Origin of the sequence: Streptococcus sp. GP0011 (genome assembly GCF_030546305.1) — a bacterium.
Taxonomy (GTDB): domain Bacteria; phylum Bacillota; class Bacilli; order Lactobacillales; family Streptococcaceae; genus Streptococcus.
Genome location: NZ_JAUONR010000005.1, coordinates 148,036 through 161,794, shown reverse-complemented (window position 1 = coordinate 161,794; position 13,759 = coordinate 148,036). Strand labels below are relative to the sequence as shown.

The window sequence follows — 13,759 nt, the reverse complement described above, 5'->3', positions numbered from 1 at the left end:
AAAAGAGAGCGATTTTCTCGCTCTCTCAAGATATATGATATTTAATTTTTCATTTTCCCAAAACTCTAGACACTTACCGGAGACTTTTTTTATTTAACATAAACAACTCCAAGTTTACCAAAAGCGACTTCCCCACGGATAATCAAGGTTTTGTTTGTTGGCGCTACAGGAGCATCTGCCTTAGCTGCACCAAAGGAGGTTTCTACTTTCAGATCGACACGCCAGTGTTGTGGAACATAGACAGTTGCATTCCCGAAGGCCACTTCAATATTTAAAGTTGCAAAATCACCTAGCATCTCTGCATTATCATAGTAGATTTTAGCATCCCCAAAAGCGACTTCCACTTGGTCATCTACGAGATCTTGATCTTGCTTATAGAAGGTCCCGCTACCAAAAGCGACTTCCTTATCCGTGACGACTGTTTTTTTCCCATTGTACCACCATTTTTTTTCATTCCAGAACTTACTTGAATGCGTCAGATAACCAACACCTAGCACTGCTAAGATGCTAGCCCAAAACAAAGACTGGTTTGGAATAGGAAAAATGTTATAAAAATGATTCGCAATCATTAAGGCTACTAGAGCGGTAAAAACTGCTGATGTTAGATGACGACGAAGCAAAGCTTCAACTGATTGGTAAGCAAAAAAGGCGATACCAATCAAAGGCCATATCTTGCCATCCAAAGAAGGAATTCCAAAATTCCCTTGCAGCAAGATCCAAGCCGCTAAAACCAATAAAACAATACCAAATGCTTTCTTTTTCATGTTTTTTACCTCATGTTTCTTAGATTTTCTTTTAGGAGGGATTGGTAATGCCGCGAGACATGAACCTCCTTGTGCGTCTGATAAAAGGAAATGGTGCCCGTTCCTGAAAAGGACTTGTCCACTGAGTAAATCTGACGGATGTTTGCGATCGTTGACTTGGACACTCGACTAAAATAGCGAGGCAGGATGGACTCCAACTCATAGAGCTTGAGACGTACTTCATAGGCTTCCTTCTGGTTATGAGCGTAAATCTTGCTCCCTTCTGTTTCAAAGAAGAGAATTTCTGACAGGTCTAGATAATATTCACCTGTCCCCTTGTAAAAAGTCAACCTCGGAGCCTTTGACTCTTGCAAGAGTCGTTGCAAATCTGCAATTTCATCTGTCAAAGTGGGGGTCTTGATGACAATTTCAGTCTCCTCTAAATTGTCGTCAATCTCAATTCGTAACTTCATCACATCTCCTTTCTGACTCTACTATATCAAAGCTAAGATAGGAATACAAGGGCAAAAAAGCAAGTGGTCTATATGAAGCAGTAAGTGGTTGTAGGACCAGCCTAACTTACATATCAGAATAGGAAGAAAAGGAACCCCCACAACAGACCGCAAATATAGCCAACCAAGACGTCCTTTGGATAATGCACACCACCTAAAACCCTCACCAAGCCCAGCAAAGCTGAAAAGAGCAGGCATGCTAAGCCAACAGGTAGACTAGCATGCAGACTGGCCATGGAGATGATGGTTGCCGAAAAGACATGGCGACTGGGCATCGACTGTCCCGAACTATCCTTGTCAAGCAGAGGACTGATGTCCCAAGTTTCATAAGGTCGCGGGTGGTTGATTTTCTTACGAAAAAGAGACAAAATCACAAAACCTGATGCAGGGATAAGCACATAAACCCCAACTTGCTGACCCAATCCTAGTTGCAGGTAAGTGGTGACTAGCAAGATCAGATAGACCAATGGCATGGCGACTGTCATCAAGCGATTAAAACTGCGTAACAGAAATAGAAGGGTGGGATGGCTGGTGAGCCTGGAACTGATATTTCGATACCATTCTTGATAATTTTTCATTTATGCTTCTCATTCATTACCTTGTTTTCGTCTACAGGTGAGACGTTTGTCTTCTAGTATAGTGCAGAAAAAGAAGGCCGTCAAGCCTTCTTTTGATTTATTCTTCTGCTTCGTCTTCTGTAAATTGACTATTGTACAGGTCAGCGTAGAAGCCACCTTGCGCCATCAACTCCTCATGGTTGCCTTGTTCGATGATATTGCCATCTTTCATGACAAGAATCAAGTCGGCATTACGAATCGTTGACAAGCGGTGGGCAATGACAAAGGAAGTTCGACCCTCCATCAAACGGTCCATGGCTTTTTGAATCAACTCCTCTGTACGTGTGTCGACTGAAGATGTCGCTTCATCCAAAATCAAGAGTGGTGCATCTTTGAGAAGGGCACGAGCAATGGTCAAGAGCTGTTTTTGTCCAACAGACAAGGTCACGGTGTCATCCAAAACAGTATCGTAGCCATCTGGCAAGGTCATGATAAAGTGGTGGATTCCCACAGCCTTGCTGGCTTCCATCATTCGTTCATCACTGATGTCTGTTTGATTATAGATGAGATTATCTCGAATGGTTCCTTCAAAAAGCCATATGTCCTGCAAGACCATTGAGAAGGCATCGTGTACTTCTGAGCGCTTCATATCCTTGGTATCCACACCATCGATACAGATACTTCCCTTATCTAGCTCATAGAACTTCATCAAAAGATTGACAATGGTTGTCTTACCAGCCCCAGTCGGTCCAACGATTGCGACCTTTTGACCTGCATGAGCTATCGCAGAAAAATCATGGATGATGGTGCGCTCTGGTGTATAGCCAAAGGACACATGATCAAAGACTACTTCCCCTTTCATATGGGCCAATTGTCTCTCCTTATGAGATTCATCCTGCATCTCTGCTTCAGCTAGAAATTCTAATACACGTGTCATGGCTGCACTCGCTTGTTGCAAGCTCGTAATCCCTTGGGCAATCTGTGACAGAGGTTGGGAGAAGGTCCGTACGTAAACCATAAAGGCTACAATAATCCCTATTGTGATATGCCCTTCTAACGCCAGCGCAGCTCCAACGATGATGACTAATACATAACTAAAGTTCCCAATAAAAATCATGGCTGGCATCATGATACCAGAGATAAATTGAGATTTCCAGATACTGTCATGCAAGTCTTGGTTTAAACCAGCAAATCTCGCTTTGGAGGTGTCCACTGCGTTGTAGCTGGTCACTACATTATGGCCAGAGTACATCTCCTCCACATAACCATTGACGGCTGCTAGATTATTTTGTTGGGCTTTAAAATAACCCTGTGACTTGGCCATGATTACGGAAACCGCCGCAAAACCAACAAGGGTTGATACAACGGTTACCAATGCCAAAATCCAGTTCATCCCAAACATGGTCACCAAGACAGCAATCAACAAGAAACTAGCTGAAAGAACTGTCCCTAGACTTTGGTTGAGAGATTGCGCTGCTGTATCCACATCATTGGTCACGCGCGAAAGGGTATCTCCTTGTGAATGACGGTCAAAATAGCCAAGTGGCAAACGATTGATTTTTTCAGCGATTGCTGTCCGCAAGCGTTTTGAAAAATGCTGAATGCTCGTTGAAAAGATATAGGCCTGTGTATAATTAAGGATAGCTCCAAATACATACAGAACAACCAAAAATCCAGCAATGTTTGACACAGCTACCAAGTCGATTTCTGTAGCCAAGCCATCTGAAATCAAGTTAGTAATTTCTTTAATCTTAGTTGGACCATAAACGGTAATGATACTTGAAATGACTGCAGCCACAACTGCTATTAGGAGAGGGAGTTGGAGGCCTGCCATATAAGGTTTGCACTGTTTCCAGACCGAAACTTTTTTATTTTCCATCTTCCAATTCCTCCTTCGATAGTTGTGAGTAGGCAATTTCTTGGTAGACTTCGTTAGTAGCTAGAAGTTCTTTGTGGGTGCCTTGTCCCACGACTTTACCTTGATCCAAAACCAAGATCAGGTCGGCATCCATGATGGTTGAGATGCGTTGAGCAACGATTAACTTAGTCAAGGATTGTGTTTTTTCAGCTAATTCTTGGCGCAAGATCCGGTCTGTCTTGTAGTCCAAGGCTGAGAAAGAGTCATCAAAGATAAGAATCTCTGGCTTACGAGCCAAGGCCCGGGCAATAGCCAAGCGTTGTCTTTGACCTCCTGAGAAGTTGGTCCCACCTTGGGCTACTTCAGAGGACAGACCTGCTTCCTTATCCTCGATAAAGTTCTTAGATTGAGCCAATTCCAAAGCTTGCCACATAGCAGGTTCGCTGAGAGGACTTTCTTTACTCTTACCAAAGTCGAGATTACCCTTAACATCTCCAGAAAAGAGCACAGCTTTTTGTGGGATATAGCCGACCTTATTACGCAAGTCTTCCAAGTTGTAATCTTGCACATCGACACCATCTACTAGGATTTGACCAGATGAGACATCATAAAAACGAGGTATTAGGTTGACTAGAGTAGATTTCCCAGATCCAGTTGATCCGATAAAGGCAACTGTTTGACCTGCTTCGGCTTTAAAAGTAACATGTTCCACAACTGCTTCTGAGTTTTGAGAGTATCGGAAGGTTACATCACGGAATTCCACTTGTCCTTGAACTGAAGGATCCGCTGTCTGTGCATGACTAGGATTTTCAATAGAAGAATGCAAGTCTAGCACTTGATTGATACGTCCTGCCGAAACCAAGGTACGAGGAAGAACGATAAAGAGTGCTCCCATGAGAAGGAAGCCCATCACGACCTGCATAGCATAGGACATGAAGACCACCATATCACTAAAGAGTGGTAGACGTTCTGCCAAACTTGCATCGTTGATGATATAGGCACCAATCCAGTAAATGGCTAAACTCAATCCGCTCGAAATTGCCATCATGATCGGGTTCATAATCGCCATCAATCGATTGACAAAGAGATTGAGACGTGTTACCTCGTCGTTGGCAACTTCAAATTTCTTATCTTGGTAATCTTCCGCATTGTATGCACGAACAACTCGAATCCCCGTCAAACTTTCACGAGTGATACTATTGAGTTTATCTGTCAATTTTTGGATGACCGATTGTTTTGGAAAGGCCAGAGTCATGAGAACGGTGGTCATCAAGACGTTGACAATAACAGCCACAATGACTGCCCAGAGCCAGTATTCCGATTTCCCAAGGATTTTTCCAATGGCCCAGATAGCCATAATCGGCCCACGAGTCACTACCTGTAATCCCATGGTAAAGAGCATCTGTACCTGGGTAATATCATTGGTCGTCCGAGTCAAGAGACTTGGGATTGAAAAGCGCTTGATCTCTGTCTGCGAAAAATCTAAAACACGATGAAATACGTCTCTACGTAGATGGGTTGTATAGGAGGCTGCAACGCGAGCGGCAAAGAAACCAACCATAACAGATGAAAAGAAAGCCAATAAAGACAAACCAATCATCTTCGCAGCTGGTGACCAAAGTTCACCCAACTGCGTTCCAGATGTTCCTAGCAATTCTGTAATTTGCGAAATATAGGTCGGCACCTCTAACTCGAGATAGACCGAGAAACAAGTGAAAAGAATCGTAAGGGCGATCATTCCCCACTCTTTTCCTGTAATACGTTTAGCGAGTTTCTTCATTCTCTCCTCCTATCTTCTCAACATTTTCTTGCAATTGCCCGAGTACCTTTTCAAAGATTGCTAAGTCTGACTTTGAAACCCCCTCTAGCAGACTCTGATCAATCCGATCAAAAAAAGCTTTAACTTTTTGCATCTGCGAACGCGATTTCTCCGTCAGGCGAACAAATTTTGCCCGCTTATCACTCGGGCTGGCCTCTAGCTCAACCAAACCATTTTGCACCATGCGCTTGACTAAATTACTCGCCACAGATTTGGTAATATTGAGTTCCTGCTCGATATCCTTAATTAAGACCAGATTTTCAGACTGTTCTTGGCAATCTAAAAAACGCAGAACCTGCCCTTGCGGTCCACCCATAAATTCAATGCCACAACGCTTGGCTTCTTTCTGTACCATCAGATGAACCTGGTGTCCAAAACGTTTGAATATTAACATTGGCTTGTCCATGATTGCTCCTTTCTCACGATAAATATAGTTCTCACAAGAACTATTTAAGTTTCCATGAGAACTATTTTATCATTTTCAGAAAAGATGTCAAGAAAAAAGTTTCCTAGAGAACTATTTTAGTTTAAATTGACATTAGGCAATATTTTTTCTATAATAAGCACTAACTACTGTGGATAGAAATCCATTCACTCGATGAAGGGAGAAAACGTTCAAATGAAACCAGAAGAACAACGAGTTTTAGGAATCTTGGCAACCATTTTTGGAGCCATCGCACTTTTAGGATCTTGGATTCCATTTATTAACTATCTATCGTTTTTCATCGCCATTGTCGCATTTATCTTGGGGATTATCGGCCTTATCGTCAACCTCAAAAAACGAAAAACAATGGCCATTATTGGAACAGCTCTGTCAATTGCTTCTATTGTACTTTTCTTTACGACCCAGGTACTGTACGCTAATGTCTACAAAGAGTTTGTCAGGGAGTTTAACCGTTCCTACAGCGAGGCGAGTGCCTCAATGGAACGCGAAGAAGAAAGCGACTTGACAGATGATAGCGCCTATTCCATCCCTGAGGAGGAAGAAAACGATACCTTCACCTGGACCCAAAAAGAGTTTGACGCCTTAATCGAAGGTGACCTTGACAACAAAGGAAAAGGTGGTACCAACTACAAGGATATTATCAAAAAACACGGACTACCAGACTCCGAGTTTGACTCCACTATCGGAGGGTACGATACGAGAAAAATCACCTATATCTCCATTGGAGACAAGATCAAGACCGTTACCTTAACTTTTGCAAAACAGGACAATGGACAGCTCTTGCTCGTTCAAAAACATGCAGTCGGTCTAGGTCTAGAAAAAAGCAAGAAACAAAACGATTCTGAAACTAGAGTCTAAGTTCAAATATCAAAAAAACGAACAGCTAGTAAAACTGTTCGTTTTTCTATTAGAATCCATCTACGTTTGTGTAGATCTTTTGTACGTCTTCGTCGTCCTCAAGAACGCTGTAAAGTTTTTCAAAGGTTTCAAGGTCTTCGCCTGACAATTCCACTTCAGACTGAGGAATCATTTCCAATTCAGTCACTTGGAATTCGTCGACACCTGACTCACGAAGGGCAACGATAGCCTTGTGAAGGTCTGTTGGAGCTGTGTAAACCGTGATTGTTCCTTCTTCTGCTTCTACATCGTCCACATCCACATCTGCTTCGAGCAATTGCTCAAAGACTGCATCAGCGTCCTCACCTGCAAATACGATCACACCCTTGTTATCAAAGAGGTATGAAACCGAACCTGAAGCACCCATGTTTCCGCCGTTTTTACCAAAAGCAGCACGGACATTAGCAGCGGTACGGTTGACGTTTGAAGTCAAGGTATCCACAATCAACATAGAACCATTTGGTCCAAATCCTTCGTAACGTCCTTCTGTAAAGGTTTCGTCTGTGTTTCCTTTGGCTTTATCAATCGCTTTATCGATAACGTGTTTCGGCACTTGGGCTTGTTTAGCACGGTCGATAACGAATTTCAAAGCAGTGTTTGATTCTGGGTCTGGATCACCTTTTTTAGCTGCTACATAGATTTCTACACCAAATTTTGCATATACTTTAGAGTTAGCTCCATCTTTAGCCGTTTTCTTGGCTACGATATTGGCCCATTTACGTCCCATTAGGAATCTCCTTTTTTCACATTTTAATCTTTCTTATTATAACACAAGTTTTTTCGATTTTCACTAGAGGAAATGGATTTTATTCAGCAAATCCAGCTAGGATTGTCCTTTTGTTGCCAAGATTGCCTTTCCTTCTTTTATCAGGGGATGGCGGAAAAGTGAAAAGTACAGTTGGGTAGTCATGGCAACCCAGATAAGGGGTTCGCAGAGAATAACTCCCCTATACCCTGCCCAAGGGATAATCAAAACCACAAAAACGATTTTCCCGATTAGTTCGATAAAACTAGATACCAGAGGAAGGACTTTTTGGCCCAAGCCCTGCAAGCAATTCCGATAAATCAACAAGAGGCTCAAAATCGGATAAAAGACTGAGCTGATTTGCAGGTAGAGACTGCCATTTTCTACTAAGTAGTTATCCATCGAACTGCCCAAGAAGGAAACCAAGGTCGGACTAGCAAAAAAGAGAAAGATACAGACAAAACCTGCCCAGGACATGCTCAGGCGACTGCCAATTCGAAGACCTTGAACAATGCGGTCTGGTCGCTTGGCCCCAAGATTCTGAGAAGCAAAGGTCGTCATGGCAGAAGAAATAGCCGTCATCGGAAGCAGAGCAAAAGCCATAATGCGTCGAGCCGCCGTCTGGGCGCTAATAATCACAGCACCAAAGGTATTAACAGAGGATTGTAAAATCACACTACCGATAGACACAATGGAACTCATCAAACCCATAGCCAAACCTTGCTCCAAGAGATCCGCATACAAGGCCTTATTCCATTTAAAATGCTTGAGTTGAGGGAGCAGTTCTGGAACACTCTTACGGATATAATAAAAGCAGAGAACAGCTGACAAGCCTTGCGAAATGATGGTAGCAAGCCCCGCAGATTGAACTCCCAGATGCAGTTGCGTAATGAAATAGAGATCCAGAACCACATTGACTAAGGCAGAGAAAATCAGAAAGCCAAGAGCTGCTAGACTATCACCAATGGAGCGCAACAAGCCTGCAAAGAGATTATAAGCGAAGCTGACGCCTACACAAGTCACTATCATAGAAATATATTGATAGGATTGAGGAAGGATTTCTGCCGGGGTATCTAAATATTGCAGGAGTGGATACAGACCGACAAAGCCCATCAGCATGACCACAATGCTCAAAAGAGCACCTAAAATCCAAGTTGCTGCTACTGCTTCTTTAATTTTAGTGAAATTACGAGCCCCATAATAGCGGGCAATGACAATCCCCATGCCATTTCCAACACCAAGCGTAAAGCCTATAATCAAGTCAAAAATGGCAGTTGTCGCCCCTACTGCTGCCAAGGAATCTTGACCAAGAAATCGTCCAACAATCAAGACGTCAGCTGTATTATAAAGCTGTTGAAAGATATTAGACAGCAAGATTGGAAAGGCAAAGCTTAACAGCGCAGGAAGAATAGGACCATGTATCAAGTCCACGGATCGTTTCTTATTCATAAAGCTATTATATCAGCTTTCTAAAGGAGCGACAAGGCTCTGTCACTAAGTTTGCAATCAATTGCTTACAGAGAGACAATTTGCTATAATCAAGAAAAGGAGGTCATTTATGAGTTTGACCAGTCAATTAATTACCGATGTATTTCCCGATCTGGATAAGGTTGAGAAGCTAAACAAGGAAGCATTCCCCGAGGAAGAACGAGTTCCTCTGTCAGAGTTTTTACGCTATCAGGACCGAGAAGACGCCCACTTTTTTGCTTTTTATAACCAAGAAGAATTCGTCGGCTTTGCTTTTGCCATCTCCAACCCAAAGGCCTTCTATATCAGCTTTTTTGCCATCATGCCCCACCTGAGAAGCCACGGGTACGGAAAGGAAATTATCGAAAAGCTGACTGAGTTTTACCAGCGAACCATGTTGCTGGAAGTCGAGCGATTAGATGAAGAATGCGATAACTTGGAGCAAAGGAAGGCTAGAATGGACTTCTATCGGCAAAATGGCTTTAAAACAGCCAACGCTTTCCTTGAGTACGATGGTTTGAGTTTTGAAATCCTCTATCGTGGCGATCACTTTGACGAAGAAGCCTATCGTGACATCTTCCAGAAGCTACAGAATGAACATTATTTTGACTTTCATATAGAGTATCGTCGTTTTAGTGATCATTAAACAAGACTTGTCCATCTGGTGAAGAACCTCTCTTTTTCGATAGAAGCTACATATAAAAATGCATGTAATCCACGATTACATGCATTTTTTATTTTCAACTGATCAGAATAAACTTTTATTCTCTCTATGGCTTAAGCTTCTGCATTGCCTTCTGGAAGAAGGAAGTAGAGAACAGCATAAACTAAGATTCCAGAACCACCAAGTAGGGTGAAGATGATCCAAAGTGCACGAACAAGTGTGTGGTCCATGTTAAAGTAGTCACCGATACCTGCACAAACACCAGCAATCTTTTTGTCTTGTACGTTACGAACAAGGCGTTTTTCCATTATAGTAGTCTCCTTTTTATAGAATGATTTAATTTTATCATCAAATTAAAAAATTGCAACAGTTTTTTTAATTTTTTTGATTAAATACTCTTTTATTACGCTTTTGAAGCTTATGGAGAATTAATAATTAAACATAAAAAGCAGAGAAGGACTTCTCCGCTTTTATTTTTAATCTTCAATTTCGATTTCAAGTCCATCGCCTAGGTCAAGCGTTACTTCTTGGTTAGGTGCTAGATCTTCCGCAACAGTGGTAGGAGTTGTCCCTTCTTCATCTTCAATCAAGCCATATTGAACACGAACTTGGTGGTCAATAGCATCAAAAATTTCTGGGTGATCCGCCAAGTATTTCTTAGCATTTTCAGATCCTTGTCCGATTTTTTCACCCTTGTAAGAGTACCATGCTCCCGCTTTTTGGATGATATCGAGATCACTTGCGATCTTCAAGAGCTCACCAGTTTTAGAAATCCCTTCTCCGTACATGATTTCAACAAAGGCTTCCTTAAATGGTGGAGCTACCTTGTTTTTCACGACCTTGATCTTGGTTTCCTTACCGACATTGGTATCTTTTTGGTCACCAGTTCCCTTGATTTGTGTGCTTCCACGAACATCCAAACGGACTGAAGCGTAGAATTTCAAAGCACGTCCACCAGGTGTTGTTTCTGGATTTCCAAACATGACCCCAACTTTTTCACGCAACTGGTTAATAAAGATGGCAATTGTCTTGGTTTTATTGATAGAAGCTCCGAGTTTACGCATGGCCTGGCTCATCATACGAGCCTGCAAACCAACGTGACTGTCTCCAATATCCCCATCAATTTCCGCACGAGGTACAAGGGCTGCAACTGAGTCAATAACGACGAGGTCAACTGCACCTGAGTCAATCAATTTTCCAGCAATTTCAAGACCTTGCTCTCCTGAGTCTGGTTGTGACAAGAGCAATTCATCAATGTTCACACCAAGGGCTGCAGCATAGGCTGGGTCAAGAGCATGTTCCGCATCGATAAAGGCTGCAATACCACCTTCTTTCTGTGCTTGCGCAACAGCGTGAAGGGCAACCGTTGTCTTACCAGATGATTCTGGTCCATAGATTTCGATGATACGTCCTTTAGGATAACCACCTGAACCAAGAGCAATGTCCAGAGCCAATGAGCCTGAGCTCATCACTTGAACTTTTTGCTCCGCGCGCTCACCCAAGCGCATGATTGAGCCTTTACCAAAGTCTTTCTCAATCAATTTAAGAGCATCGTTCAATGCTTTTTCACGGTCAGCTCCAAATTTTTTCCCAATTTCATCTAATTTTTTTGTTGGTTTTTTCGCCATTTTGTTCTCCTATATTCTACTGGTCCTTAGACCTATCTTTCATTATACCAAAATTTAGTCACTTAATAAAGCCTTGCGAACTAGGTTAAAGGCATGCATGACCGCAATATGTCGAACATCTGCTCGACTCCGTCCTGCTATATTGGCCTTGATCACCTCTGTCCCTTTTGCATGCGCCAAGCCGATAAAGACGGTTCCAGCTGGATGCCCCTCTAGGCTATCTGGTCCTGCCACACCCGTCAAACTAACTCCGTAGTCAGACTGAGTCTTGAGACGTGCCTGCTCTGCCATTTTTCGAGCGGTAAACTCAGAAACGACCCCGTGTTCTTTCAGCTCTTGCTCGGAAATATCCAGCATCTTGGACTTTTCCTCTAGGCTGTAGGTGACAAATCCTCCATTAAAGATAGCTGACACACCTGAAAAGTCTGCTAAAGTAGCCTGAAATAGGCCTGCCGTTAAGCTCTCTGCTGCAGTAATGCTTTTCTGTCTTTTCTTAAGTTCTTCTACAACGACACTTGCGAGGCTGGTTTCTTCCCCATATCCATAACAGATGTCTCGTAAAGAAATTCCCTCGAAAGTTTGACAATCCAAGATTTGATTTTCTAGGATATCCAGTGCTTGATCAGCCCTTTCTTGACTAACTGCTTTTGTAGACAAACGCAAGGTCACTTCTCCCGTCTTGGCATACGGCGCCAAGGTCGGATCGGTTTGATGGTCAATCAAATCCGCCAAAATGGTCACCAACTGACTCTCCCCAATTCCAAAGAAACGGAGCACTCGTGAGTATAACTTGGTACCAGTCATTAACTTGGGTAAGAGTTGATTTAAGACCATGGGTTTCAATTCACTAGGTGGTCCTGGGAGGACCACGTAGGTCACGCCATCCACTTCTGACACCCCTCCTACTGCTAAACCTGTCTCATTTGGCAGTGGAGTCGCCCCTTCTACAATTTGGGCTTGGCGCTCATTATTCGGTGTCCGAGCATAGTCAGGTCTATGAGCAAAGAAAATATCCAGTTTCTCTTGCGCTTGAGGGTCAAACACTAGATCTTTTCCCAAAAATTTTGCCAGGGTTTGTTTGGTCAAATCATCCTCGGTTGGTCCCAAGCCCCCTGTCAAAATCACAAGATTACTACGTTGACTCGCAATCTCAAGCAAGGACAAAAGACGAGCTTCATTATCTCCAACAGCTGTTTGGAAGTAGACATCTACCCCGATTTCGGCTAGTTTCTCTGATAAAAACTGAGCATTGGTATTGACAATCTGCCCTGTTAAAATTTCTGTTCCAACAGCAATAATTTCTGCTTTCATGTTTCCTCCTACTTATCTATTCGAATTTTTTTGAAAAAATCGCAGGAAATTTCCCACGATTTGATTCTTTTCTTATTCTGCTTCTTCGTTTGAAGCGTTCGTACTGGTTGAAGGTGCTGTCCGACCAAAGGCTGTTTCGTACAGTACCGCATTGGTTTCCAATTCTGTCACTGGCTCTTTACCTAGTGAACGACGCAAGAGATTTTGCATTTCAAGCATATGTTCTGAAGTGACAATCTGATAAGAAATTCCCTGTAGCTCAGCATCTTCCCCACGCAATTGATGCGTTTCGATGTTCTTGAAAGAATCTTGATAGCCAAGCAATTGTGGAATGCTCTTAGCTGATAAGTCTACATTGGTCTGCATGTTATCACTCAAAGCTTTGAGGATGCCTTGATAATGACTCACACTGTTTAGGCTCAAAACCTTCTCAACGATTTTTTGAATGACTTCACGTTGACGTTTTTGACGACCATAGTCTCCCTCTGGGTCTTGGTAACGCATCCGTGAATACACCAGAGCTTCCTCCCCATTCAAGGTTTGTTCTCCAACACCGATAGAAATCTTATTAAACTCCTCTTGGTCAGCAATCGAAATTGGGAAACCGAGTGTATTGTTGACGGTAATTCCACCAACCGCATCCACCAATTGTTGAAGCCCCTGCATGTTAACCATCACATAGCGGTCAATGTGGATATTCATCATCTTTTGAATAGTAGAAATTGCAAGTTCCGCACCACCATTAGCATAGGCCGCATTGAGTTTAGCTTCCTGAACTTGACCGTTTCCAGTCTCAATCTTGGTCAAAATATCCCGTTCCAAACTCATCATAGTGGTTTTCTTTGTTTTGGGATTAACCGTCAAGAGAATCATGGAATCACTATTTCCCGCCCACGGGTCTGTACGTTCCACATTTCCCGTATCTACCCCCATCAAGAGGATGGTCAGAGGCTCCGTCGCTTCGATAACGTTGGTTTCTTCCCCGATTTTTTTGTAAGTCTTTTTACTAAGGGTTTCTGTTCCCTGTTGGTAGATGGTATAGCCATAAACCGCTACACCTAAAACTGTTACTGCTAGGAAACCTAGCACCATTCCAATTAATTTTTTAATCAT

The 13,759-nt window shown here is 42.7% G+C and carries 14 protein-coding genes; 2 read left to right on the top strand and 12 right to left on the bottom strand.

Features of this window, described 5'->3' with window-relative positions; all coding sequences use genetic code 11:
• Positions 1-89 precede the first annotated feature (89 nt).
• From Q4443_RS07280 to Q4443_RS07255, 6 genes are all read right to left on the bottom strand, one after another.
• Positions 90-764, bottom strand: a complete 675-nt coding sequence (locus Q4443_RS07280; RefSeq protein WP_009729740.1) for a hypothetical protein — start codon at positions 762-764, stop codon at positions 90-92.
• Between the two features lie 5 nt (positions 765-769).
• Positions 770-1,216 (bottom strand): LytTR family DNA-binding domain-containing protein, encoded by a 447-nt coding sequence (locus tag Q4443_RS07275; protein WP_000776577.1) that lies wholly within the window; start codon positions 1,214-1,216, stop codon positions 770-772.
• Between the two features lie 113 nt (positions 1,217-1,329).
• Positions 1,330-1,833: a phosphatase PAP2 family protein gene (locus Q4443_RS07270; protein ID WP_084877359.1), complete on the bottom strand. Its 504-nt coding sequence runs from the start codon at positions 1,831-1,833 to the stop codon at positions 1,330-1,332.
• Between the two features lie 97 nt (positions 1,834-1,930).
• Positions 1,931-3,691 carry an ABC transporter ATP-binding protein gene (locus Q4443_RS07265; RefSeq protein ID WP_303408224.1) on the bottom strand — a complete coding sequence of 587 codons (1,761 nt, stop codon included), beginning with the start codon at positions 3,689-3,691 and terminating at the stop codon, positions 1,931-1,933.
• The gene (locus Q4443_RS07260; protein ID WP_303408223.1) at positions 3,681-5,450 is read right to left on the bottom strand and encodes an ABC transporter ATP-binding protein; all 1,770 of its coding nucleotides are present in this window, start codon (positions 5,448-5,450) and stop codon (positions 3,681-3,683) included. The genes Q4443_RS07265 and Q4443_RS07260 overlap by 11 nt, the downstream gene beginning before the upstream one ends.
• A complete protein-coding gene (locus Q4443_RS07255; RefSeq protein ID WP_303408222.1) occupies positions 5,434-5,895 on the bottom strand; it encodes a MarR family winged helix-turn-helix transcriptional regulator in 462 nt (153 codons plus the stop codon). Before Q4443_RS07255 ends, Q4443_RS07260 begins: the two co-directional genes overlap by 17 nt.
• Positions 5,896-6,087: 192 nt before the next feature.
• Between Q4443_RS07255 and Q4443_RS07250 the strand changes: the two genes are divergently transcribed.
• Positions 6,088-6,792 (top strand): CD20-like domain-containing protein, encoded by a 705-nt coding sequence (locus Q4443_RS07250; protein ID WP_084877353.1) that lies wholly within the window; start codon positions 6,088-6,090, stop codon positions 6,790-6,792.
• Between the two features lie 49 nt (positions 6,793-6,841).
• Here the strand turns inward: Q4443_RS07250 and Q4443_RS07245 are convergent, their stop codons facing one another.
• Together Q4443_RS07245 and Q4443_RS07240 are read right to left on the bottom strand one after the other, a co-directional pair.
• Positions 6,842-7,558, bottom strand: coding sequence for a YebC/PmpR family DNA-binding transcriptional regulator (locus tag Q4443_RS07245; RefSeq protein ID WP_084877351.1), 717 nt, complete (start codon positions 7,556-7,558; stop codon positions 6,842-6,844).
• A 96-nt stretch (positions 7,559-7,654) separates the two neighbouring features.
• Positions 7,655-9,025 carry an MATE family efflux transporter gene (locus tag Q4443_RS07240; RefSeq protein ID WP_084877350.1) on the bottom strand — a complete coding sequence of 457 codons (1,371 nt, stop codon included), beginning with the start codon at positions 9,023-9,025 and terminating at the stop codon, positions 7,655-7,657.
• Positions 9,026-9,134: 109 nt separating this feature from the next.
• Here Q4443_RS07240 and Q4443_RS07235 point away from each other — a divergent pair, with 109 nt between their 5' ends.
• Complete coding sequence (locus Q4443_RS07235) at positions 9,135-9,689, top strand: GNAT family N-acetyltransferase (RefSeq protein WP_303408221.1); 555 nt, start codon at positions 9,135-9,137, stop codon at positions 9,687-9,689.
• A 131-nt stretch (positions 9,690-9,820) separates the two neighbouring features.
• Here Q4443_RS07235 and Q4443_RS07230 read toward each other — a convergent pair whose 3' ends face one another.
• From Q4443_RS07230 to Q4443_RS07215, 4 genes are all read right to left on the bottom strand, one after another.
• Positions 9,821-10,015, bottom strand: coding sequence for a PspC domain-containing protein (locus Q4443_RS07230; protein WP_000415529.1), 195 nt, complete (start codon positions 10,013-10,015; stop codon positions 9,821-9,823).
• A gap of 168 nt (positions 10,016-10,183) precedes the next feature.
• Positions 10,184-11,335: a recombinase RecA gene (gene recA / locus Q4443_RS07225; RefSeq protein ID WP_001085518.1), complete on the bottom strand. Its 1,152-nt coding sequence runs from the start codon at positions 11,333-11,335 to the stop codon at positions 10,184-10,186.
• 54 nt (positions 11,336-11,389) lie between these two features.
• Positions 11,390-12,646, bottom strand: coding sequence for a competence/damage-inducible protein A (locus Q4443_RS07220; RefSeq protein WP_084877347.1), 1,257 nt, complete (start codon positions 12,644-12,646; stop codon positions 11,390-11,392).
• 72 nt (positions 12,647-12,718) lie between these two features.
• Positions 12,719-13,759 (bottom strand): LCP family protein, encoded by a 1,041-nt coding sequence (locus tag Q4443_RS07215; protein WP_000592174.1) that lies wholly within the window; start codon positions 13,757-13,759, stop codon positions 12,719-12,721.